Origin of the sequence: Fodinicola feengrottensis (assembly GCF_039530045.1) — a bacterium.
Classification (GTDB): domain Bacteria; phylum Actinomycetota; class Actinomycetes; order Mycobacteriales; family HKI-0501; genus Fodinicola; species Fodinicola feengrottensis.
In genome coordinates this window covers 141,627-162,993 of the sequence record NZ_BAAANY010000009.1, presented here as the reverse complement: position 1 = coordinate 162,993, position 21,367 = coordinate 141,627, and the positions used below count along the sequence as shown (strand labels likewise).

At 64.8% G+C, this 21,367-nt stretch carries 22 protein-coding genes and 1 tRNA gene; 10 read left to right on the top strand and 13 right to left on the bottom strand.

Annotation, left to right across the window (positions count from 1 at the left end; all coding sequences use genetic code 11):
* The first annotated feature begins 939 nt into the window (after nucleotides 1-939).
* From ABD301_RS13350 to ABD301_RS13335, 4 genes are all read left to right on the top strand, one after another.
* The gene (locus tag ABD301_RS13350) at nucleotides 940-2,925 is read left to right on the top strand and encodes a putative bifunctional diguanylate cyclase/phosphodiesterase (RefSeq protein WP_344310296.1); all 1,986 of its coding nucleotides are present in this window, start codon (nucleotides 940-942) and stop codon (nucleotides 2,923-2,925) included.
* Nucleotides 2,926-2,942: 17 nt separating this feature from the next.
* Nucleotides 2,943-3,710 carry a CPBP family intramembrane glutamic endopeptidase gene (locus tag ABD301_RS13345; protein ID WP_344310294.1) on the top strand — a complete coding sequence of 256 codons (768 nt, stop codon included), beginning with the start codon at nucleotides 2,943-2,945 and terminating at the stop codon, nucleotides 3,708-3,710.
* Nucleotides 3,711-3,821: 111 nt separating this feature from the next.
* Nucleotides 3,822-4,685 carry an SGNH/GDSL hydrolase family protein gene (locus ABD301_RS13340; protein WP_344310292.1) on the top strand — a complete coding sequence of 288 codons (864 nt, stop codon included), beginning with the start codon at nucleotides 3,822-3,824 and terminating at the stop codon, nucleotides 4,683-4,685.
* 34 nt (nucleotides 4,686-4,719) lie between these two features.
* Complete coding sequence (locus ABD301_RS13335; RefSeq protein ID WP_163568578.1) at nucleotides 4,720-5,694, top strand: aldo/keto reductase; 975 nt, start codon at nucleotides 4,720-4,722, stop codon at nucleotides 5,692-5,694.
* Nucleotides 5,695-5,733: 39 nt separating this feature from the next.
* Here the strand turns inward: ABD301_RS13335 and ABD301_RS13330 are convergent, their stop codons facing one another.
* A complete protein-coding gene (locus tag ABD301_RS13330; RefSeq protein WP_344310290.1) occupies nucleotides 5,734-6,366 on the bottom strand; it encodes an MBL fold metallo-hydrolase in 633 nt (210 codons plus the stop codon).
* Nucleotides 6,367-6,576: 210 nt separating this feature from the next.
* Between ABD301_RS13330 and ABD301_RS13325 the strand changes: the two genes are divergently transcribed.
* The 4 genes from ABD301_RS13325 to ABD301_RS13310 are packed head-to-tail and all read left to right on the top strand — an operon-like array spanning nucleotide 6,577 to nucleotide 10,390.
* Nucleotides 6,577-7,062: a MarR family winged helix-turn-helix transcriptional regulator gene (locus ABD301_RS13325; protein ID WP_163568579.1), complete on the top strand. Its 486-nt coding sequence runs from the start codon at nucleotides 6,577-6,579 to the stop codon at nucleotides 7,060-7,062.
* A gap of 54 nt (nucleotides 7,063-7,116) precedes the next feature.
* Nucleotides 7,117-7,365 carry a DUF3311 domain-containing protein gene (locus ABD301_RS13320; RefSeq protein ID WP_344310287.1) on the top strand — a complete coding sequence of 83 codons (249 nt, stop codon included), beginning with the start codon at nucleotides 7,117-7,119 and terminating at the stop codon, nucleotides 7,363-7,365.
* Nucleotides 7,362-8,789: a sodium:solute symporter family protein gene (locus ABD301_RS13315; protein ID WP_344310285.1), complete on the top strand. Its 1,428-nt coding sequence runs from the start codon at nucleotides 7,362-7,364 to the stop codon at nucleotides 8,787-8,789. Before ABD301_RS13320 ends, ABD301_RS13315 begins: the two co-directional genes overlap by 4 nt.
* Nucleotides 8,786-10,390 carry an amidohydrolase gene (locus tag ABD301_RS13310; protein WP_344310283.1) on the top strand — a complete coding sequence of 535 codons (1,605 nt, stop codon included), beginning with the start codon at nucleotides 8,786-8,788 and terminating at the stop codon, nucleotides 10,388-10,390. Before ABD301_RS13315 ends, ABD301_RS13310 begins: the two co-directional genes overlap by 4 nt.
* A 43-nt stretch (nucleotides 10,391-10,433) precedes the next feature.
* On the opposite strand, the gene mgrA is transcribed toward ABD301_RS13310, so the two are convergent.
* The 10 genes from mgrA to ABD301_RS13260 form a co-directional block, all read right to left on the bottom strand.
* Nucleotides 10,434-11,474, bottom strand: coding sequence for an L-glyceraldehyde 3-phosphate reductase (mgrA, locus tag ABD301_RS13305; protein WP_344310281.1), 1,041 nt, complete (start codon nucleotides 11,472-11,474; stop codon nucleotides 10,434-10,436).
* Between the two features lie 53 nt (nucleotides 11,475-11,527).
* Nucleotides 11,528-12,307, bottom strand: a complete 780-nt coding sequence (locus ABD301_RS13300; protein WP_163568582.1) for an IclR family transcriptional regulator domain-containing protein — start codon at nucleotides 12,305-12,307, stop codon at nucleotides 11,528-11,530.
* Complete coding sequence (gene pcaDC, locus ABD301_RS13295; RefSeq protein ID WP_163568583.1) at nucleotides 12,300-13,433, bottom strand: bifunctional 3-oxoadipate enol-lactonase/4-carboxymuconolactone decarboxylase PcaDC; 1,134 nt, start codon at nucleotides 13,431-13,433, stop codon at nucleotides 12,300-12,302. The genes ABD301_RS13300 and pcaDC overlap by 8 nt, the downstream gene beginning before the upstream one ends.
* Nucleotides 13,426-14,775: a 3-carboxy-cis,cis-muconate cycloisomerase gene (gene pcaB / locus ABD301_RS13290; protein ID WP_344310277.1), complete on the bottom strand. Its 1,350-nt coding sequence runs from the start codon at nucleotides 14,773-14,775 to the stop codon at nucleotides 13,426-13,428. Before pcaB ends, pcaDC begins: the two co-directional genes overlap by 8 nt.
* Entirely contained in the window at nucleotides 14,750-15,316 is a 567-nt protein-coding gene (gene pcaG, locus ABD301_RS13285) for a protocatechuate 3,4-dioxygenase subunit alpha (RefSeq protein WP_344310275.1), read from the bottom strand. The genes pcaB and pcaG overlap by 26 nt, the downstream gene beginning before the upstream one ends.
* On the bottom strand, nucleotides 15,306-16,031 hold the full coding sequence (pcaH, locus tag ABD301_RS13280) for a protocatechuate 3,4-dioxygenase subunit beta (protein WP_279580413.1): 726 nt from the start codon (nucleotides 16,029-16,031) through the stop codon (nucleotides 15,306-15,308). Before pcaH ends, pcaG begins: the two co-directional genes overlap by 11 nt.
* 11 nt (nucleotides 16,032-16,042) lie before the next feature.
* Nucleotides 16,043-16,792 carry a CoA-transferase subunit beta gene (locus tag ABD301_RS13275; RefSeq protein ID WP_344310273.1) on the bottom strand — a complete coding sequence of 250 codons (750 nt, stop codon included), beginning with the start codon at nucleotides 16,790-16,792 and terminating at the stop codon, nucleotides 16,043-16,045.
* On the bottom strand, nucleotides 16,789-17,601 hold the full coding sequence (locus ABD301_RS13270) for a CoA transferase subunit A (protein ID WP_344310271.1): 813 nt from the start codon (nucleotides 17,599-17,601) through the stop codon (nucleotides 16,789-16,791). The genes ABD301_RS13275 and ABD301_RS13270 overlap by 4 nt, the downstream gene beginning before the upstream one ends.
* An 88-nt stretch (nucleotides 17,602-17,689) precedes the next feature.
* On the bottom strand, nucleotides 17,690-18,193 hold the full coding sequence (locus ABD301_RS13265; protein WP_344310269.1) for a GNAT family N-acetyltransferase: 504 nt from the start codon (nucleotides 18,191-18,193) through the stop codon (nucleotides 17,690-17,692).
* Nucleotides 18,190-18,636: a MarR family winged helix-turn-helix transcriptional regulator gene (locus ABD301_RS13260; protein ID WP_163568585.1), complete on the bottom strand. Its 447-nt coding sequence runs from the start codon at nucleotides 18,634-18,636 to the stop codon at nucleotides 18,190-18,192. Before ABD301_RS13260 ends, ABD301_RS13265 begins: the two co-directional genes overlap by 4 nt.
* Nucleotides 18,637-18,697: 61 nt before the next feature.
* On the opposite strand from ABD301_RS13260, the gene ABD301_RS13255 reads away from it, so the two are divergent.
* On the top strand, nucleotides 18,698-19,111 hold the full coding sequence (locus ABD301_RS13255; RefSeq protein WP_279580417.1) for a MarR family winged helix-turn-helix transcriptional regulator: 414 nt from the start codon (nucleotides 18,698-18,700) through the stop codon (nucleotides 19,109-19,111).
* A 122-nt stretch (nucleotides 19,112-19,233) separates the two neighbouring features.
* Nucleotides 19,234-19,322 (top strand) — tRNA-Ser (locus ABD301_RS13250).
* A gap of 239 nt (nucleotides 19,323-19,561) precedes the next feature.
* Here the strand turns inward: ABD301_RS13250 and ABD301_RS13245 are convergent.
* Both ABD301_RS13245 and ABD301_RS13240 read right to left on the bottom strand, forming a co-directional pair.
* Nucleotides 19,562-20,134, bottom strand: a complete 573-nt coding sequence (locus ABD301_RS13245) for an NUDIX hydrolase (protein ID WP_344310266.1) — start codon at nucleotides 20,132-20,134, stop codon at nucleotides 19,562-19,564.
* Between the two features lie 54 nt (nucleotides 20,135-20,188).
* Nucleotides 20,189-21,313 (bottom strand): hypothetical protein, encoded by a 1,125-nt coding sequence (locus ABD301_RS13240; protein WP_344310264.1) that lies wholly within the window; start codon nucleotides 21,311-21,313, stop codon nucleotides 20,189-20,191.
* Nucleotides 21,314-21,367: the final 54 nt, after the last annotated feature.

The following is a 21,367-nucleotide window of genomic DNA, read 5'->3' as shown; positions in this document are numbered from 1 at the left end:
GCCTCGATTGTCCGGCGATTGGTGTCACTGACTTATGAGAACGTAGGGTTCCCATTGTCGCGATCGGTTGTCGATGGCGAATTGCGATCCTGGGAGATTGAAGCAGGATCGTTCAATTCTGTCTCGTCTATTCTAGATGATGTGCCGCCATTCAATTTCGGATGCGTGGAGCTTTGAGGTTTTCTGAATGGTCGGTTTGGATCAAGCGGCCGGATCTAGGGGGTGCGGGATGTCATTCACGACGACCTGGAACTGAAGCGGCTTGCTTGGTGTCTTCGAGCGGGGTTGACGAAGGAGGCGTGCAATGTCGTTCACGACGACCTGGAACTGAACAGATTCGCAACGTCAGCGACGTTGCTCTTCCCGCTAGCGGAATGGTCCTGCTAACTCCGGCTCACTTAGGGCAGTGGAGCAGCTACGCTAGGGGCATGGGTGAAGTGGCATTGGGTGATCGTGAATCGGTCTAACAGGACCGCGGGCTCCCAACTGACAGGACTCCACCTTGTGGTGGGGCTTACCGTCGTACTCGGGCTTGCGGTCAACGTCGCGGTGATCGCACTTGCTCGACCGTCGATGGAGTTCGGCGCACTGTGGCGATTTGGCCTTGTCGTCTTAGTGGCCTTCTGCGTCTGGCGTTGGTGGGTTCCGGTGCGGATCCGTAGCCACGAGCTTGTGTACCTCTGGAGCGACGTCGCCATCATGACGGCGATTGCCGTCGACTCTGGCCCACTACTTGTGACTGCGATCACTCTAGGTGCACTTCTGGCTCGGGCGACCGTGAGTCGAGAGCCGATCAAAATTGTCTTTCAAGCTGGGCAAGCGGCGATCTCAGGCTTTGTCGGATGGATTGTCTTCCATACGTTGGTCGGAGGCCCGCTGCAGGTGGGGTCCATTCCGGACCTACTGGGTCTTCTCCTCGCCGGCCTAGCCCTTCAGGTAGTGAACGAGGCACTGACTACCGCAGCGTTGGTGTTCGCCCAGGGCCAGACCGTCTGGCAAGTGCTCGCCGGGTCGCGCGGTCGTGACCAAGTGGTGCTCGTGGCCAACCTGGCGGTCGGTGTCTTCATGGCGTCCCTGACCTCTTGGGCAGTGTGGACAGCGTTTCTGGTTCCCCTGGCCATCGGGGCCTTGAGATACGTCTATTCGTCGAGTGTTCGGCTTCAACAACACGAAGATGCTTTTAAGCGGCTGGAAGAAGTGACCAATGCGCTGAACCAGCTTGACGAAGCTGCCGTTCTGGAGGAGTTAGTCGCTGGCTCCGCTCGACTGTTTCGTGCCGAGGCGGTCGAAGTGGTGCTGGGGAACGGCACCGTGGTCTCTGGAACTGGTCGCGGCAACGAGCAACTAGCCGCAGCGGATGCGCTGCCCGTAATCGTCCATCGGCCGTTGCAGGCAGCGGGAGAGCATCTCGGCGAGATCAGGCTGAGGTTCGCGTCGCAGGTCACGCTGACGGACGCTGAACAGCGCACCTTCTCGACATTGGCCGCGATCGCGGGGGTATCGATAGCGAACGCGCGCCAGCACGAGCAGACGCGCCAAGACGCGATCCTCGATCCGCTGACCAATCTGCCGAACCGACGTGCCCTCATGGTCGCCATCAATCTGGCCCTCGCCGAGCACCCCGACACGGTCTCCCTCCTGCTGGTCGACCTCGACCGGTTCAAGGACGTCAACGACACCCTTGGCCACGCGGCCGGCGACCGCCTCCTGCAGGAGGTCAGTGAGCGCCTGACGTTGGCGGTGGCAGCCGACGGGCAGGTCTACCGACTGGGCGGTGACGAGTTCGCCATCCTCGTACCAGGTGTGACGCCTCGCCAGCTGGTGAGCATCGCGGACCGGATGGTTCAGCGGCTGGCCGTGCCCGTACGCCTCGACATCGGCATGGCGTCGCCCGTGGCAGTCACGGTTTTCGGCAGCATCGGCGTCGCCAAGGCGGTGGCCGCGCCGGCCGCCTCCATGCTCACCGGGCCTGGCGAGAAGGTCGACGCGACCGAGCTGCTGCGGCGCGCGGACGTGGCCATGTACAGGGCCAAGGGCGCCGGCGGCGGCATTGACCACTACGACCCGAACAGCGACCCGACGAGCCTGCAGCGGTTGCTGCTGGAGCCGGAGCTGCGCACCGCCCTCGAAGATCCCGAGCAGATCGTGGTCGAGTTCCAGCCCCAGCTGGACGCGACCACCGGCGCCCCGACTGGGGCGGAAGCGCTCGTACGCTGGCGTCACCCGGTTTACGGCGTCCTCAATGCGGACGTCGTCATCCCCGCGGTGGCCCGCGCCGGCCTCGACACACGTCTGACGATGACTGTCCTGGAGCGCGCGCTGCAGGCCCGAAACCACTGGCTCGACAAGTACGGCGTGGACGTACGAGTGGCGGTCAACCTGGCGCCGCGCAGTGTCCTGGACCGTACGTTGCCCGACCAGATCGCCCGCCACCTGCGCCATCACCGAACCACCGCGGACCGGCTGGTGCTGGAGCTGCCGGAGACCGTCGCGACCACCGACCTCGACGCGGTCGCGACGGTCCTTACGGCATTGCACAACCTGGGCGTACAGATCTCGCTCGACGACTTCGGCACCGGCGGTGCGCCGCTGACGATGCTGGCCCGGCTGCCGGTGGACGAGGTCAAGATCGACCGGTCCTTCATCACCGAGATGAACCGCAGCGCCACCTCGGAGGCGATCGTACGAGCGACCGTCGACCTGGCGCATTCGTTGCGGCTGCGTACGGTCGGCGTAGGGGTCGGCAACGCGACCCTGGACCGCTCGCTCCGGGAGCTCGGCTGTGACGCGGTGCAGGGTCACTTCTACTCCGGCCCGGTGGACGCGGACGCGGCCGGCGTGCTGCTCGCCGAGGCCAACAAGGCTGCCCAGCGCCGGCAGGCCGCCGATGTCGTACGCCTGGCTTCGGTCCGTCGCAGACGGTAGGCCTACGCTCGGATCCCATGATCGATGACCAGCCGCTCAGCCGGCGGCTGTTGGGCACCGAAGTCCTGTTGGTGTTGGGTGTTTCGTTGGGCGCCTCGGCGATCAACTCGATCCTGGACATCATTTCCCGGCTGACCGCGGTCAAGGCCCTGTCGCAGCAGCAGGCGACCCTGAACCAGTCGATCACGCCGGACCGCCCCTGGCTGGATCTCGCGTATCAGCTGGTCTCTATCGGCCTCGGCGTGGTGCCGGCGCTGCTGGCGATCTACCTGTTGGACCGTACGGACGCGCCGGCACTAAAGACGATCGGTCTTACCCGCGGTCGGGCGGGCTGGGATCTGGGCCAGGGCGCCGGGTTGGCCGCGCTTATCGGCATTCCCGGTCTCGGTCTCTACCTGGTCGCACGGGCGATCGGCGTCAATACGACGGTGGTGCCGGCGGCGCTGGGGCAGCACTGGTGGACGGTCCCGGTCCTGCTTCTCTCAGCAGGGCAGAATGCGGTGCTCGAAGAGGTAGTGGTGGTGGGCTATTTGCTCGTACGGCTGGAGCGAATGCGGGTTTCGTTGCCGCTGATGCTCGCCGCGAGCGCGATATTGCGCGGCACGTATCACCTTTATCAGGGCTTCGGCGGATTCGCCGGGAACCTGGTGATGGGACTGGTGTTTGCCCTTGTTTTCCTGCGTATTCGCCGAGTCGCGCCGCTGGTGGTCGCACACACGATCCTCGACACGGTGGCATTTGTCGGCTATGCGGCGCTTAAGCCGTATCTGTCGTGGTTATCCTGACGCACAGTGGTCAGCCCGGGACCTGCAGACAACTCCGTGAGGTGCTGTTTCTGGCCTTCAGGCGGGCTGGTAAAACAGGCCCGATCCAGTAAGAGCGGTGGAGGTACGTGCGTGCAGACCCGGCAGTGGCGCAGTTTCGTTGCGCTGGGGGACAGTTTCACCGAGGGGCTCGACGATCCGCGCGACGGCGGTTACGCAGGGTGGGCTGATCGACTGGCCGAACAGCTCGCGATCCTGACGACCGATTTCCGCTACGCCAATCTCGCCATTCGCGGCAAGCGGCTGGACGACATCGTCACCGAGCAGGTCCCGGTGGCGGCCACCATGAAACCTGACCTGGTGGCCTTCGTCGGCGGCGGCAACGACGTACTGCGGGCGCGGGTGACCTTTTCCGAGCTGCACGCGAAGCTGGCTGGTGGCGTCAAAACCCTGATCGACGCCGGCGCGACCGTGCTGGTCTGCACTGGAACGACGTTCGCGCAGCGGCTTCCGCTGGCCAAGCTGGTGGCCAGCCGGTCGGATGGCATGAATGAGGTCATCCGGGCGGTGGCACACGAGTACGGCTGCATTCTGGTCGATCCGTGGGATGGCGAAGAGCAGGGCAACCAGCACTATTTCAGCGTCGACCGGCTGCACTTGTCGGCGGCTGGGCACCAGCGGGTGGCCGGTCAGGCGCTGGCCGCGTTGGGCCTGTCGTACGACCCGCAATGGCTCAAGCCGCTGCCAGCCGCCGACTGGCCCGGCTGGCTGGCGGCCCGTCGCTCCGACCTCGCCTGGGCGCGCCGGCACCTCGCGCCCTGGATGGGCCGGCGGCTGGCTGGGCGGTCGTCCGGTGACGACGTGACGGCCAAACGTCCTGAGCTCGCGCCCGTGCCGATGCCGGCGGCGCCGACGTGGCCGTCCCTGCCGATGCTGCTCACAGAACCGATTTTGTTGACCGAGCCGGAACCGCTGCCGGAGCCGGCCTCGGGCTGACGCGTACGAGCCGGATCGGCATAGGGTTGACCGTATGCGCTATCAAACCCTTGGGGATTCCGGGCTGATGGTTTCGGCTGTCGGGCTTGGCCTCAACAATGTCGGCTACCGCATCGATCGCGAGCAGACCAGGGCGGTGTTGGACACCGCTGCCGAGGTGGGCATCACGCTGCTGGACACCGCTGACAGCTACGGCTTCAGCGCTGGTCCGGGTGCGTCCGAGCGCATTGTCGGCGAGGTGCTGAAGGGCCGCCGCGACGATTTCGTGCTGGCGACCAAATTCGGCAGCAACATGAGCGGCCTCAACGGCAACGACTTCGGCGCCCGCGGCTCTCGCCGATATATTCGACGGGCGGTCGAAGGATCGCTGCAGCGGCTGCAAACCGACTACATCGACCTTTACCAGTATCACCGACCGGACAACATCACGCCGATCGCGGAAACCCTGGCCGCACTGCATGAATTGGTGCAGGAAGGCAAAATTCGTTACATCGGCTCGTCGAACTTCAGCGGCTGGCAGGTCGCCGACGCGGCTTGGACGGCGGAAACCTCCGGTCTCACCTCGTTCATTTCCGAGCAGTCGGAGTATTCGCTGGCCCGCCGCGAAATCGAGCGCGAAGTGGTGCCGGCGGCGGAGCGTTTCGGCGTCGACATCCTGCCGTATTTCCCGCTCGCCAGCGGGGTGCTGACGGGCAAGGTCGGGCGAGACCGCAAGGCGCCGAAGGGATCCAGGCTGGAGGGCAATTTCGCCGGTTGGCTCACCGACGAGGCGTTCGACCTGGTCGACGGCCTCGGCGCGTACGCGAAAGCGCGTGATCTTTCGTTGCTGGAGGTGGCTGTTGGCGGGCTCGCGGCACAGCCGGCGGTGGGCTCGGTGATCGCCGGCGCCACCAGCCCGGAGCAGGTCCGGCAGAACGCGGCCGCCGCGGACTGGGAGCCGACGCTGGAAGACCTCGCCGAGCTGGACAAGATCGCGCCGCCCGGAGTGAATATCCCGTTCTCTCGCTAGAGCAACGAAAAGGCCTCCGTTCGCGGAGGCCTTTTCGCTCTAGAACTGGTACGGCGTGCCGTCGTCGATGATTTTCAGGGTGGTCGTCTCGGGCTTGAGTTTTTCCAACATCTGGTAAGCCATCTGCGGTCGGGCGTAGACCGCCTCGTGGATCGGGATGGCCACCCGCGGCGCGACCTTTCGCAGGTAGTCGACGAAATCGGCGATCTTTCCCCACGGCGCCGTGCAAGGGCAGGCAAGAACCTCGATTTCCCGGTCCGGCACCGTCAATGCGTCGCCCGGGTGGAAAAGCCGTTCGCCGATCAGGTAGCCGACGTTGGGCACCTGCGCAATATCCGGGTGAATCACCGCGTGGTTGCGCCCGATCACCTCGACCGACAGCCCATTGATGTCGAATTTATCGCCATCGGTGACCACCACCACGTTGAAGCCATGCCCGCTGACCTGCGGCGCGCTACCCGCGTCCAGATAGAGCGCCGCGTCCGGGTTCGCCTTCAGCAGCGCCGGCAGCCGCTCCAAATCGAGGTGGTCAGGATGCTGATGGGTGACCAGTACGCCGTCGAGGCCCTCGAGTTCCTCCCAGCCTGGCGAGAACACTCCCGGGTCCACGAGAATCTTCGCGTCGGCCTCTTCCACCAACAGACAAGAGTGGCCGAACTTGCGTACGCGCACCGGAACCTCCATACCTTGACCGATTCCGAAAAAACCGTACAGGCCTTCCGGAGTGCGCTCAACCCTAGTCTTCACGCCCGAGTCCGGCCGGCGGGAGCGCACCATCTCACATGCATAAGGAGGAATGTCACAGTGTCTATTGCGCGAGTTCTTCGCGCCACAAACTCCGTTCTGGTGTCGTGGCCGGCCAATATCGGTCACCATGTGCCGATGGACACGCGTCTGCCCGCTCCCGCTGTGCCCGACCACAGCGCCGAGCTGGATGCCGAGGTGGCCGCCCGGCTGCGGCTCGCGATTGGCCGGCTGGCCCGTCGGATCCGGCTGGATACCGAGCCGGGGCTGCCGCCGTTGCAGCACGCCGCGCTGGCCACGATCGAGCTCTATGGTCCCCTCCGGCTGGGCGAGTTGGCGCAGCGTGAGGGTGTGACGGCGCCCACCATCAGTCGGGTGTTGGCGGCGTTGGAGGAGCGCAAGCTGGTGATCCGACGGCACGATCCGGGCGACGCCCGGTCGGTGTTGGTGGCGCTGACCGTGCAGGGCACCCAGGCGCTCGCGGCCGTACGGTCCGCACACACCGCGATGCTGGCCGCGCGGCTGCGCCGCCTCACCTCGGACCAGGTCCTCAGTCTCGGCGCCGCGTTGCCGATTCTGGAGTTGTTGATCGAGGATGATCCCGACCGGTCCCGCAGACCCTGACGCCCGCGGGCCCGCTGCCGGCGGCCGCGGGCCGTCGCTGGACTGGGAGGCCTGATGCGCCGACGCTCGCTGTTGTGGTTGCTGGTGCCCGTGGTGATGTTCGCGGTCGCGATTCCGTTCGCCAACCGGATCACGCCGCTGGTCGCCGGGCTGCCGTTCCTGTTGTTCTGGACGCTGTTGTCGGTCATCGTGACGCCAGTGGCGATCTGGTTGGCCGCCCGCGGCGACCATCGCTACCGGGAAGACTCCGAGGAACCGGCGTTGCTTTTCGGTCGCCGCAAGGCTGACGAGGCGCAGAAGTGAACGCCGCCGTCGCTATTTTCGCGGTGGCGATGATCGCCACCATCGCGCTCGGGCTCTATAGCGCCCGCGGCCGAGGAAAGGGCCTCGACGAGTGGTCGGTGTCCAGTCGCGGCCTCGGCACCGTTTTCGTCTGGTTGCTGCTCGCTGGCGAGTCGTACACCAGCTATTCCTTTCTGGGCGCGGCGGGCTGGTCGTACAAGTACGGCGCACCGATCTTCTACCTCGTCGCCTATCTCGGTGTCGGCTATACCGTCGCCTATCTTGTCGGACCATTGTTGTGGACGTACGGACGAAAACACGGTCTGATCTCGATCGCGGACATCGCTGAGCACCGGTTTTCCAGTCGTACGGTCGGAGTCATCGTCGCCGTGGCGGCGACTGTCTTCCTGTTGCCTTATATCCAGCTGCAAATCCAGGGTTTGGGCGTGGTGGTGTCCACCATCTCTGGTGGCGATGTCAGTCTGCAGATCGCTTATGTGGTCGCGTTCCTGGTCGCCGAGGGTTTCGTGCTCGTGTCCGGTCTTCGCGGCTCGGCCTGGGTAAGTGTCCTGAAGGACGCCCTGGTGATCGCCGTTGTGGTCTTCATGGCGATCTACCTTCCAGTGCACTTCCTGGGTGGCTATGGAGAACTGCTGAGCCGGCTGGTGACTGAGAAACCGGAGTGGCTCACGCTGCCCGGTCACCAGTCGCCAGGCCTGGGTGTCGGCTGGTTCGTCAGTACGGTTGTGCTCAACGGTGTCACCTTCGCCATTTTCCCGAACGCCGTCTCCGGCTATCTCGGTGCGAAGAGTGCGAACAACCTGCGCCGGTCGGCGATGCTGCTGCCGTGGTATTCGATCCTGCTGTTCGTCCCGATGGCGATCGGTCTGACAGCGCTTTTCGCCGTGCCTGGCTTGAAGAACGGTGACCTCGCGCTGTTCACGCTGGCATCCAGGGCGATGCCTGGTTGGCTGCTGGGCATTGTCGGGGTGGCCGGCGCTCTGTCGGCGATCGTGCCGATGAGCGTCTATATGCTGACTATTGGTTCGATGTGGGGAAAGAGCGTGCTGACGCGTACGGAAACCCCTGACGCCACCAAGAAACGGCGTTCGCAGCTCGTCACCCTGATCGCCGGGGTAATCGCGCTGGCCGGCAGTCTGCTGGTGCCTGAGGCGTTGGTACGGCTTTCGGTGCTGTCGTACGAAGGAATGGCCCAGCTCGCGCCGCTGGTGATCCTGGGCCTGTGGTGGCGGGACATGACCGCCCTCGGTGCGGTCGCCGGTTTGTTCAGCGGGACGGTGGTTGTGGTGGCCCTGGTCGGCACCGGCAACGACCCGGTTTTCGGGATCAACGCGGGGATTGTCGGGCTGGTGATCAACCTGGCCGTCAATGTGGCCGTGTCGCTGGCGGACCGGCGGCCGGCGCTGACGGGAGCGAAGGCGTGAACGAGCTGACGCCGACGCTGGTCACCGCTTCGACGGTGATGACCGAGCCTGGTGCGTACGTGCAGGCGCTGGCGATCGCCGACGGCCGGGTCGTCGGGACTGGCCAGCTGGACATGTTGCGAAGTCGCTATCCGGCCGCCCAGGTGCTGGATTTTCCCGGCGCGGTCGTCGTTCCCGGCTTTCATGACGCCCACATCCACCTCGGGATGGCGGCCGACGACATGCTGCATCTGGACCTTTCGCCGGATGCCACCCCGAGTCTGAGTGCGTTGGTGGCCACGATTGGCACCGAGGCGGCGAAAACACCGCCGGGCGACTGGGTGCGCGGAAGTCGCTATGACGACGCGAAAATGCCGGAAGGTCGGGTGTTGGACCGGTGGGACCTGGATGAGGTGGCACCGGATCATCCGGTGTTGGTGGTGCAAGTGGCCGGCCACTGGGGAGTGCTGAATTCGGTCGGGCTTGCCTTGGCGGGCATTGTCGACGACAGCGAACCGCCGGCCGGCGGGGATTTCGGCCGGGATGGCACCGGGCGGGTTAACGGGATCCTTTACGAGCGAGCGCTTTTCGATGTGGCGTACGCGGCCTCGAGCCGGACCGGAACCACGGTGGTGCCGGCGAGCACCCAGGCGGACAAGCTGCTGGGCCTGCGCCGGGCGTTGGACCGCTGGCACGCGGCCGGTCTCACGTCGATCTGTGACGCCCTGTGCGGGCCGGACGAGGTCGCGCTTTTCGGCGCTGCCCGCGAAAGCGGGCTGCTCACCATGCGTACAGGCTTCATGCTGGGAGCCGAGCACTACGACCTGGTCCACCGCCTCGGCTTGAGGACCGGCTTCGGAGACGAACGGTTGCGTTTCGTTGGCATCAAAGCGTTCCTGGATGGCGCGATAGGCGGTCGTACCTGCCTGCTCGACGATCCGGGCGAGCACATCCACGGCATCCAGGCGACTTCCACCAAGGATCTGACCGAAATCGTTCGTACGGTGCACGGTGACGGCAATCGGATCGGCGTCCACGCCAATGGTGACAAGGCTATTCGCATCGTGCTCGACGCGTACGAACAAGCGCAGGCAGCGGACCCGAAACCGGGGCTACGGCATCGGATCGAGCATTGCAGCGTCGTCGACGCCGATATTTTGGCCCGGATGCGGGCGCTCGGAGCGATGGCACTGCCCTTCGGCAGTTACGTCCACTACCACGGTGGAAAACTGCTCGAATGGTACGGCCCTGAGCGGGTCTCGTCGATGTTCGCCCACCGCTCTTTCCTGGATGCGGGGGTGACGGTCGCCGGGTCGTCCGACTATCCCTGCGGCCCGTACGAGCCGCTGCTCGGCATTCAGTCGATGGTGACCCGGCGCGGCTACGACGGCGTCGAAATCGGCCCGTCGCAACGAATTTCGGCCACCGAGGCGCTCGCGATGTACACCACGAACGCGGCCGCCACGGTCGGCGACACCGATCCGACTGGCCGCCTCACTCCTGGCTCGTTGGCCGATTTCGTGGTCCTCGCCTCGGATCCACTGGCCACCGCGGCGGACGAGATAGCGGCCATTGCGGTTCTGGCCACCTACGTCGGCGGCTCACCGGTATTCGAAGCCTGACGTTTTCGCTCCAGACAGCGAAAACGTCAGGCCCGATGGAGGGTCAGCCTTGCGGTGTGTGCGCGAAGAGGTCGAGGCCGGTGGCTTTGGTGCAGTCGTCGATGGTGGCCAGCTCCGAGTCGGTGAAGGTGAGTTTCCGCACCGCGGCGACGCTGTCTTCGAGCTGCTCGACCGTACGTGCGCCGATGAGAGCGGACGTGACACGCGGGTCGCGCAGAATCCACGCCAACGCCATTTGCGCGAGCGTCTGGTCACGTTCGGCCGCCAGGTCGTTCAGCCCGCGCAGGCCCGCCACCACCGGCTCGGTCAGCGCGGCCGCTGACAGCGCGTCCTTTTCCGCGTCCGAGGCCCGGGTGCCGGCCGGCACGCCGTCCAGGTATTTCGACGTGAGCAGGCCCTGCGACAGCGGCGAGAACGCGATGCAGCCGACCCCGAGCTCATCCAACGAGTCGAGCAGGTCGGTTTCCACCCAGCGGTTGAGAATCGAGTACGACGGCTGGTGGATCAGCAGTGGCACGCCCGCCTCCCGCAACAGCTGGGCCGCCTCCCGGGACCGCTGGCCGGTATAGGACGAGATGCCGACGTAGAGCGCCTTTCCCTGCTGAACAGCGGAAACCAGCGCGCCGACGGTCTCCTCCAGCGGCGTTTCAGGACTCATTCGGTGTGAATAGAAAATGTCCACGTAATCCAGCCCGAGCCGTTTCAGCGACTGGTCCAGGCTGGCCAGCAGGTATTTCCGCGAGCCGCCGTCACCGTACGGGCCGGGCCACATCTCGTAGCCGGCCTTGGACGAAATCACCAGCTCGTCCCGGTACGGCTTGAAATCGGTGGCGAGCAGGCGGCCCATGTTCTGTTCAGCGGAACCCGGCGGTGGCCCATAGTTGTTGGCCAGGTCGAAATGCGTGACGCCCAGATCGAAGGCGCGCCGGGTGACCGCGCGCTGCCGCTCGAATGGGTCGACTCCGCCGAAGTTGTACCAGAAACCCAGCGAAACAGCCGGCAGCACCAGCCCGCTGGCACCGCTCGGGCGATAGGGCATCCGGCCGTCGTACCGGCCGTCGTCAGCGAGATAGCCATTTGTCATGAGCCCATCTTCGTACACCGACCGTCGATCTGCTCTTCTGCGGCCGGACTTCGTCAGCGGGCCTGGGCGGTGGGCTGGCCGGCCCGCAGGTCCGACTCGATGCGGGCGGCGGTGGCCAGCAGGGCGGGCAGCAGCCGCGTGAGCATGTCGTCCAGTGGGACGCGGCTGGCATGCGCGGAGACGTTGACCGCGGCGATGACCTTGCCGGCCCGATCGTGGATGGGTGCGGCGATCGACCGCAGGCCCTCTTCCAGCTCCTGGTCGACCAACGCCCAGCCCTGCGTTCGGACCCGAATGAGTTCGGCCTGTAAGGCTGCCGGGCTGGTGATCGTACGGCCAGTCAACGGTCGCAGTCGGTCGGCCCAATCGTCGGTATCTGGTTTGCCGGCCAACAAAACGCGGCCCATGGAGGTCGCGTACGCCGGGAAGCGGGTGCCGACGCTGATCGCGACCGTCATGATCCGCGAGGTCGGAATGCGTGCCACGTAAACGACTTCGTCACCGTCCAGGACCGAAACCGACGACGACTCGCGGACCTCGGCGGCCAGCCTTTCCAGGTGTGGGGCCGCCACTTCGGGCAGGGTGAGCGCGGACAGGTACGAATAGCCGAGTTCCAACACCCTTGGTGTCAAAGAAAAAAGCCGGCCATCGAACCGTACGTATCCGAGGTCGACCAGCGTCAGCAGGAAACGCCGGGCCGCGGCTCGGGTCAGCTCGGTGGCCCTGGCCACATCGGACAACGTCAGTTGGACGTGGTCGGCGTCGAAGGCGCGGATCACCGCCAGCCCGCGTTCCAGCGACTGGACGAAATGTGCGCCGCGGGTGTCAGTCATCCATTTCTTCCAAGGTCTTCTTCGCAATCGCGAAGGCGGCGTTCGCGGCCGGCAGCCCCGCATAAATCGCGGTGTGGTGCAGGACTTCGGCGATCTCGGCCTTTGTCAGTCCATTGTGGATCGCACCGCGGACGTGCATCGCGATCTCGTTGTCGCAGTGCAGTGCGGTGAGGACCGCGAGCGTGACACAGCTACGGGTTTTCCGGTCGAGCCCGGGCCTGTTCCACACCTCGCCCCACGCGTATCGGGTCAGGAAATCCTGGAAATCAGCGGTAAAGTCGGTGGTGGCGGCCACCGTACGGTCGACGTGCGCGTCGCCCAGGACAGCGCGCCGGGTGATCATGCCTCGAAGGTGCGGATGGGTCGGGCCCGCTAGGTGCTCGATCAGCAGCCGGGTGATCGTCTCGGCCTGCTCCAGCACGGCGAGATGGGAGGCTTGGTCCAGCACCCAGAGGTTCGCGCCGGGAATCCGGGCGGCGATGTCCTGCCCGTGTTCGGGTGGTGCCGCCGGATCGTCGGCGCCGGCGATCACCAACGTGGGCGCGGTGATCAGCGGGAGCGAGTCTCGCTGGTCCATTGCCGCGATCGCCTCGCAGCAGCCCGCGTAGCCGGCACTGTCCACATTGGACAGTTCGATGCCGATGCGCTTCATCAGTTCAGGATCGCGCTGGTGGAATGCGGGCGTGAACCAGCGGCCCAGGCTGGCCTCGACCAGCGGGCCGGTGCCGTTCGCTCGTACGGCGGCGGCTCGGTCGTGCCAGCCCTGCGCTGGCGGCAAATATGCGGACGTACAGATCAGGGCGAGCCGGTCGACCCGTTCGGGCGCGTGGCTCGCGACCCACATCGACAGCATGCCGCCGAGCGAGACACCAGCCAGGTGCGCACGTTCGATGCCGAGCTTGTCCAACAACGCCAACAGGTTCCGGCCCAGATCGTCCACTGTGTACGGTCCGGCCGCCGCGGCGGATCCGTCGTGCCCAGGCAGGTCATAGCGGATCACCCGGAAATGCCTGCTCAGCTCCGGGAGTTGCCGGTGCCACAGATGTCTGGTGGTGCCCAGGGAATTCGACAGCACCAGCACCGGCGCGTCGGCTGGACCGTCCACAGTGGTCAGTTGGTCAGTCATCAGCTCTCCGATGGGCGGCGAGGGATCGATCTATAAAGGTCTGAGTGGAGCCGAGGTAATCCTCTGGGCGCAGCAATTTGTCGACTTGTTCCCCCGTTAAGGGAATCTTGTCGTCGGCAGTCAGCTCCGCGGCCAGCGACTGTCCACTATGGAGAGTCCGCTGGCAGGCGGCTGTGACGAGCTGATGTGCAACCTGTCGGCCAAGTTCCTCGGTCAACGCCGACGTGACCCGCTCGGCCATCAGCAGCCCGCCGGTGATGTCCACATTGGACCTCATTCGTTCCGAGTGGACGTTGAGGCCGGAGAGGCTGGTACGCAGCCAGAATGCGGCCGAGCCGGTCACCCGGAGCAGGTCGGTGAGCGGGCGCCACTGGGCATGCCAGTTGCCGGCGGCTCGCTCGTATTCCTGGGGCATCGTCGCCAACAGTGTGCTCGCCAGTCCAGGTGCCTGCGCGGCGCCAGCCAACGCGGCGATTGCGGCGATCGGATTTTGCTTGTGCGGCAAGGTCGAAGAACCGCCGCCGGCCGCTTCCGACACCTCACCAACCTCGGTCTGGGCCAGCAACGTGATGTCTTTCGCGATGGTGCCCACGGCACCTGCCGCGGTGGCGGTCGCGCTCGCGAGGTCGGCGATCCGGGTCCGCTCGGTGTGCCACGGCAGCACCGGCTCGGCCAGCTCCAGCCGCCGAGCCATCGCCGCTGCCACCCGTACGCCGTCCTCTCCGAGTGACGCCAAGGTGCCCGCCGCCCCACCGAACTGGATGGCAAGCCGGGTTTTTCGCAGTCGTACCAACCCGTCGACAGCGGTGTCCAGGCCGTGCAGCCAGGTGGCCGCCAGCAGGCCAAAGGTGGTCGGCAGCGCTTGCTGCAGAAGCGTACGACCCGCCATCGTGGTGTGCTGGTGCTTTTGGGCAAGATCCGCGCACATGCTGGCGGCGGCGGACAGATCGTCAAGCAACGGAAGGAGGGCCCGCGAGGCGACCAACATGGAGGCGGTGTCCAGGATGTCCTGGCTGGTGGCGCCTCGGTGAACGTGCCGGTTCGCCGGCTCCGGCACGGCGTTGGTCAGCGCCTTGACCAGCGGTACGACCGGATTCCCGCTGCCGGTGGCCGCTCGGCCAAGCTCCCCGATGTCAAAGAGATCTGCCTTGCAACAAGCCGAAATCGCCGCCGCGCCGGCCGCACTGATCAGGCCCACGTCGGCCAGCGCGCCGGCCAGCGCCGCCTCGGCGTCGAGCATCGCCTGCAGCCAGCTGGCGTCGCTGACCGCAGCCGCAACGCCGCCGGCGGCCAGCACCCCGTCGAAAAGACCGGTTTCAGACTGCGAAGAATGCGGTTTCACTGTCGCCCTGCAGGTAGATGTCGAATCGGTAGCCGTCGTCGGCCGGTTGCGCGATCAAGGTGGCTCGGCGGCTGGGGTCCACAGTAGACAGTGCCGGGTCGGCCGCGTTGCGGTCGTCGCCGGCGAAGTAGATCCGGGTGACTACTCGTTGCAGCATGCCGCGGGCCATCACGGTCACGTCGAGATGCGGCGCCTCGGTGCCGCCGTCCAGAGCCGGCAGAGATCCCGGTCGTACGGTGAAAACCCCCCACTCGCCAGCCGCGTTGGTCATGCTGCGCGCGAACCCGCGGAACCCGTCCGTACGAGCCACCGCACCGCGCGGATCGTCCGGATGGTCGAACCGGCCCTGCGGATCGGCCTGCCAGGTCTCGACTATTCCATCTGGTACGGGAGTCCCGGCGCCGTCGACCAGCAGTCCACGGATCCAGAACGCGCCTGGCGTGCCTTTTGGCACGACATAAGGATCATGGAGCCATTCCATCCCGATCGACAGGAACGGGCCGACCGTCTGCGACGGCGTGGTGCCGGGATCAGTCATCATTATTGTCATCACCCTCGAACGGGGTGGCTTGGGTGCCACGCAAGACAATGTCCCAGGTGTAGGTCAGTGCCCACTCCGGTTCGGTGGAGTCCAGGTCGAACTGGCAGATCATCCGTTGCCGCCCTTTGGGATCCGGTACGGATTTGAAGATCGGGTCCTGGCCAAACAGCGGGTCTTCCGGGAAATACATCTGAGTGACCAGCCGCTGGGTGAATGCCCGTCCGAAAAGCGAGAAATGAATGTGCGCGGGTCGCCAGGCGTTGTGGTGGTTCTTCCACGGATACGCACCAGGTTTGATGGTGACGAAACGAAAACGGCCCTCGGAGTCCGTCACCGTACGGCCGACGCCGGTGAAGTTCGGATCCAGCGGTGCTGGCCACGTGTCCCGTACGTGTCGATAGCGGCCGCCCGCGTTTGCTTGCCACAGCTCGATAAGCGTGTCCGGCACGGATCGGCCGTCGCTGTCCAACACCCGCCCCTGCACGATGATCCGCTGGCCAATCGGCTCGGCTTCGTGTTGGCGAGTGAGGTCGTTGTCCAGCTCACCGACTTGTTGGTGACCGAGCGCCGGACCGGTGATTTCAGTGAGCCCATGGGGGAGCAGTTGCAGCGGCTTTTTCGGGTAACGCAAGGCTGAACTTCGATAGTCGGGGCTGTTCAGCGGTGGATGGACCCCGTCATCGCGTACGTACCGCGGCAGGATCAAGTGGGTCATTTTCGCCTCCATCACGCGGCGATCAGCGCGCGAAGCGTACTGATTTCGTCAGTGGTCGGTTCGGGCGTACGGCTGACGTCGGCGGCGAAGGCGATCTCCCAACCGGTCGCTTCACGCACTTGCTCCGGTGTGACACCGGGGTGCAACTGGGTCACCGTCAGCTCGCGGGTGGTGGGATCGGGTTCCAACACAGCCAGGTCGGTGATGACCCTGGTTGGTCCTTTGCCGCGCAATCCCAGCTTTTCCCGAGAATCCCCACCCTCGCCGTGCCCGACGGACGTAATGAAGTCAACCTTCTCCACAAAAGTCCGCCGGCTTTGTCGTACGATCACAATAACTTCTCCGCAGGACGCCGCGATTTCCGGAGCTCCGCCAGCGCCCGGCAACCGCACTTTCGCGTGGTGGTAGTCGGTGCCGATCACCGTGGTGTTGATGTTCGCGTATTTGTCCAGCTGGGCAGCTCCGAGGAAACCGACATCGATCCGCCTGGGTTGCAGCCAGTAGTTGAAAATCTCCGGTACGCTGACCACCGCGTCCGCGGTCTCGGCCAGAATGCCATCGCCGATGGACAGTGGCAGCCGGGTGGGTTTGGCGCCGATCGCGCCGGACTCGTAAATCAGTACGAGATCAGGCGAGGACGTACGCCGAGCGAGGTTCGCGGCCTGGCTGGGCAGTCCAATACCCACGAAACACGCGGTGACGCCGGTGAGCGCCCGGGATGCCGCGATGGTCATCATTTCGTCGGTCGTCCAGTTGCTCATTTCCGGCCCCCGAAAACTGTTTCGTCGAGCCATTTCGTGAACGTGTCTCGATCCCGGCTGATCGCGTCCCAGTCCGCGTACGCGCGGTTGTCGCGGTCGTAATATCCCAGCGCGTACGACGGATGCGCGCCGTGCGGCACCTCCGCGACAGCCGTGATCGCCCACGTTGGCAGCATGACCTGGTCAGCCTTCGGAGTAAGTTCGTCAACGATCTCCTCGACCGTCACCAGCGAGCGTTTCGCGGCCAGCACGGCCTCTTTCTGGACTCCTGACAGGCCCCACAACTGGACGTTCCCGGCTCGGTCCGCGCGCTGCGCGTGAATGACCGCCGAGTCGGGATTGAGTGCTCGTACGGCGGTGAGTTTTTCTCCTGTGAAAGGACAAGTGATCATCTCGATGGTGTCGGTCTGGTCGACCAGACCGGTGCCGGAATAGCCGCGCAGCACTCCGAAAGGAAGCCCGGCGGCGCCGGCCACATAGCGGTTCGCCATGCCCGCGTGGGAATGTTCCTCGATTTCCAGCGGTAGCGGCCAGCCGTGTTGGACCGCGTCCCGGAATCGGTGCAACGAGCCGACTCCCGGGTTGCCACCCCAGGAAAATATGAGTTTTCGCCCGCAGCCGGCGCCGATCAGCTGGTCGTAGATGATGTCGGGGGTCATCCGCACCAGCGTCATGTCGCGCTTGCGCTGCCGGATGACCTCGTGGCCGGCCGCCACTGGAATCAGGTGCGTGAAGCCCTCCATCGCCACCGTGTCGCCGTCGTGGACCACCGCGGAGACGGCCTCCGACAAGCTGAGGATCTGCGCCACGTCCCCTCCTTGCGTTCGCACTGCGAACAACCGTTCTCAATGCGAACGATACGAGGATGCCAGTCGTTGCGTCAATGTGGTCTTCCGCTCAGGGGAGACGTTGTTCGAAGACCTGGCCCTGCCACTCGCCGAGGGTGAATTCGGTCGTACGCGCGAACCCGGCGCTCATGTAGTAGCGCACCAAGGCGCCGTCGCCGCCGGCCCAGCAGTCGACGCGTACCAGTTGGATGCCGCGCTGACGGGCCTGCTCGCGGGCGAAGTCCAGGAGCTGGCGACCGATGCCACGGCCGGCGTAGTCGCGGGAGGCGACCAGGAAGTGCACGTAAAGCTCGCGTTCCTGGACGGGCGGGGCGTATTGCGGCGGCGCCTCGCTGACATGCAACATCCCGGTCGGGACACCGTCGATCTCGGCGATCCACATGCCACCGTCGGCCGCCATCTTCTCGATCCGGTCGATGTTGTTCTGCCGCTCCGACCACGGTTCGGTGCCCCACTGCGCGCCGGAGCCGCGCAGTACGAGCCAGTCGACCGCGTCGTCGACGATGGCGAGCACTTCGGCGAGATCGCCGGGCCCGCCGGGTCGGATCTTCACGGGGACAACTCTTGCATCCTCGCGACGAAATCGCTCAGTAACCGCGCGAACTCCATACGCTCGCCGGCGCTCCAGTCGGCCATCGCCTGCCCAAAAAGGGAACGGCGGAACTTATGCATCGCCTCGACGGCCTCTTGCCCGGCTTCGGTCAACGCCAGCAGCGACCGCCGGCCGTCGGCCTGGTCGGACTCACGGCGTACGAGACCGTCGGCGACCGCCCGCGCCACCAACTTGCTGGCCCGAGGCTGGTCGACGGACAGCCGCTCGGCAATGGTCGCCACCGAACACCGCCCCTGCGCGCTGTCGATCACATCGATCACGTCGCTAAGCGCGGTGTTCTCCGCCGTGCTCCCGGCCGCCTTGGCGATCGACCGCCTGTTCTGCCGGCGTCGAATCGCCACCATTGCCAGCTCGACGGCCACAGTCGGACTCTTGCTCTCCATGCTCTCAGCCTACATACTTATTGACATCTACATGTCTATTGACAACTACTTGGAGATTATGATGGAACGTCGTCCGATTGGCTACTGGCTCAAGCAGCTCCACCTGCTGATCGAGTCCACCTTTGACCGAGCCCTGGAGGCCGACGACCTGACCCGTCGCCATTGGCAGGTGCTGAACAGCGTTGCCAACGGCTCGGTCAGCCGTACGCAGCTCGACACGCTGCTCGCCCCTTTCCTCGCCGACGAACCGCTGGCCGGTCAACACGCGGTCGATGACCTGGTCGTACGCGGCTGGATCGAAGACGCGCGGCCACTCACCCTGACCGCCGCCGGCCGCGCTGGATTCGCCAGCGTCAGCGAGCGTACGCGCCAAGTTCGACGCACCATCGTCGCCGGCATTTCCGACGAGGACTACGGCCGTACGGTCGACATCCTCGCGCAGATGGCCCACAACCTGGAGCCTATTGCCAGCTGACACCCCAGCCTTCGCCGCGGTGCGCCGTTTGGGCTTGTTCGGCGCGAACTGCCCGCACATCTACGGACTTTGGCCACAGCCCGTACGAGCGCCGAGGCCGTACGGGTAGGCTGACCCTGTCAGGAGGGCTCGCATAGTGGCCTAGTGCGGCGGTCTTGAAAACCGCTATGTCGGGTGACCGGCATCGTGGGTTCGAATCCCACGCCCTCCGCTCCCACCACACAAAACAGCCCCTGACCAGCCACGATGACCGACCAGGGGCTGTCATGCGTTGTCCGATGGTGTCCGGCTAGATACGGCTCTCTACGGGTGCTTGCGGTGAATGCGCGGTGACGTTGTCGGCTACGCCGCTTGGTCGTCGCTGTCTTCGTCGGTCGCGAGAAGCGCAGCCTCGATTCGGCAGTGGAAGTGGATCGCGAAGCTAATGGGCGGCGAGTAGCCAGATCTTGATCAGCACGCCGCCGGGCCGCTTATCGCCAGTACATGCAGAAGCGCGACCAGGGTGCCGGAATTTTTGATCTTGCCGTCCGCGATGAGCTGCGGAATCTCGGTAAGCGGCACCCACTCCAAGCGCTGCATCTCGGTGACCTCGGTCGGCTCCGCTACCTGCACGGCTCCAAGTCCGAGGTAGACGTGGTGAGGATTCTTGACCATGCCGATCATCGGCTCGAACGTGACGAGGTGACGCAGCTCCCGCGGCTTGTAGCCGGTCTCCTCCAGGATTTCCCGCTCTGCTGTTGTCGCCGGATCTTCGCCGTCGTCAATGAGACCGCCCGGCAGTTCCCAGTTCCAAACGTTGGACACGAAGCGGTGCCGCCACATCAGGAGGACGTGCGTGCCTGCGTCGTTGAGCAGCGCGATCATGGCGGCGGGCGGCAACCAGAGGGCGTGATGCTCGAACCGATCGCCGTCCGGCAGCTCCACATCGGTCAGGTTGACCCGTACCCACTCGCTCTCGTATACCGGCCGCTCGCCGTGCACGATCCACTGACTGCCGTCCGTCGTCTGCTCATCAGTCGCCACGTTCGGACCTTACCTGGATGTTGGCCAGGAGGGATGTGTTCAGCCGAACACCCGCTATTGCGTCGACATGCCATTCGTGATCACACGTGGCTTCCGCGTTGCGAACAAGCCTTTCACCGCAGTGGAATGCGTCAATGCAGCCGCGTTTGCTTCGAAGAAGTCAGCAAACTGCCGAACGGTTGGTGCTTCCTTTGCGTGAAGCCAAGCGTTCATCGCATCTTCGAATTGTTCCTGGATGACAGGCGAAATGTTGACAAGATGATGCTGTATCAGCGCTGTCATGATTCCGGACCACAGTCCGTCATGTTCGTCGCCTGTGAGCTGCATCATTCCGAGTTGATTTGACGAGAATGGTGAGGTGTCAGGTGCAGCTGCGGCAAGGTCATCTAGCTGGCCTTGGGTTTGTTTCAAGAGAGCGAGAAGTGGGTCTTTGAGTGTAACTGCAGCAGCAGCTGCTGGAAGAGGAATCGTCTGTACGCAGCTGATCGCTTCGGGAAGGAGAGCGAGCGAGAGCGAGCCAGCCGACTCACGAACATTGATGTATCGGATGGCGACAAAGCCGGCATCGTGAAGGTCCGCGGCCGTAAGTTGTGCGGCTGCCTCGTGGTTCTCGTCGCGATATCGGGCATTAACTCGGTCTGGATCAATGCTAAGTGCGACTCTGTGTAAGTAGAACTGCGCTGCCCCATCGTCCTGGTCGGACATCCGTCGCAGCATGTTCTCGATCGCGGCCTCGTACGTGCCGACGTGTAGTGCTTTATCAGGCAAGCGCTTGATATCGACGTTAGTGTTATCCGCTTGAGAGGACCAGATCGGGTCCGCGAGTAGCTTGGCCATACGATTATCTGCATAGGTCGTCGACGGCCAGTTGGAATCTGTGCATGTGTGATACCAGGCCAGCTGACTAATCTGGGCGCTGTCGAGCGCGCGATCATTCTGGTCTCGTAATGTTGTAGCTCCGGGACCGAAATGGATAGATTTATCGCAGTGGTTGCACGGCATATGGGCGTCAACGGACGACATCGAGCGAGAGCCTGCCGGAGACCAGCACGAGTTAGCCTGATAGTCGTCCGCCGAGATATACGAGTTTCGGCCGCATTCGCAGCGCATGTAGTAGCCGTAGTTAAAGCAAGCCTCTCGCTCGTCGAGGGCAGGCATTTCGGACCCGTCGGTGTCCACATCACTGAGGTTACCCGGGCCAGCGGGCAGGTATGTGGCATCGCAGCCTGTCGT

Coding starts and splice junctions, on each gene's coding strand:
- ABD301_RS13320 (WP_344310287.1), top strand. CDS start 7,117: ATGCGCCGACGCTCGCTGTTGTGGTTGCTGGTGCCCGTGGTGATGTTC.
- ABD301_RS13345 (WP_344310294.1), top strand. CDS start 2,943: ATGATCGATGACCAGCCGCTCAGCCGGCGGCTGTTGGGCACCGAAGTC.
- mgrA (WP_344310281.1), bottom strand. CDS start 11,474: ATGACAAATGGCTATCTCGCTGACGACGGCCGGTACGACGGCCGGATG.
- ABD301_RS13325 (WP_163568579.1), top strand. CDS start 6,577: ATGGACACGCGTCTGCCCGCTCCCGCTGTGCCCGACCACAGCGCCGAG.
- pcaH (WP_279580413.1), bottom strand. CDS start 16,031: ATGACCCACTTGATCCTGCCGCGGTACGTACGCGATGACGGGGTCCAT.
- ABD301_RS13255 (WP_279580417.1), top strand. CDS start 18,698: ATGGAACGTCGTCCGATTGGCTACTGGCTCAAGCAGCTCCACCTGCTG.
- pcaDC (WP_163568583.1), bottom strand. CDS start 13,433: ATGACTGACCAACTGACCACTGTGGACGGTCCAGCCGACGCGCCGGTG.
- ABD301_RS13260 (WP_163568585.1), bottom strand. CDS start 18,636: ATGGAGAGCAAGAGTCCGACTGTGGCCGTCGAGCTGGCAATGGTGGCG.
- ABD301_RS13335 (WP_163568578.1), top strand. CDS start 4,720: ATGCGCTATCAAACCCTTGGGGATTCCGGGCTGATGGTTTCGGCTGTC.
- ABD301_RS13275 (WP_344310273.1), bottom strand. CDS start 16,792: ATGAGCAACTGGACGACCGACGAAATGATGACCATCGCGGCATCCCGG.
- pcaG (WP_344310275.1), bottom strand. CDS start 15,316: ATGATGACTGATCCCGGCACCACGCCGTCGCAGACGGTCGGCCCGTTC.
- ABD301_RS13300 (WP_163568582.1), bottom strand. CDS start 12,307: ATGACTGACACCCGCGGCGCACATTTCGTCCAGTCGCTGGAACGCGGG.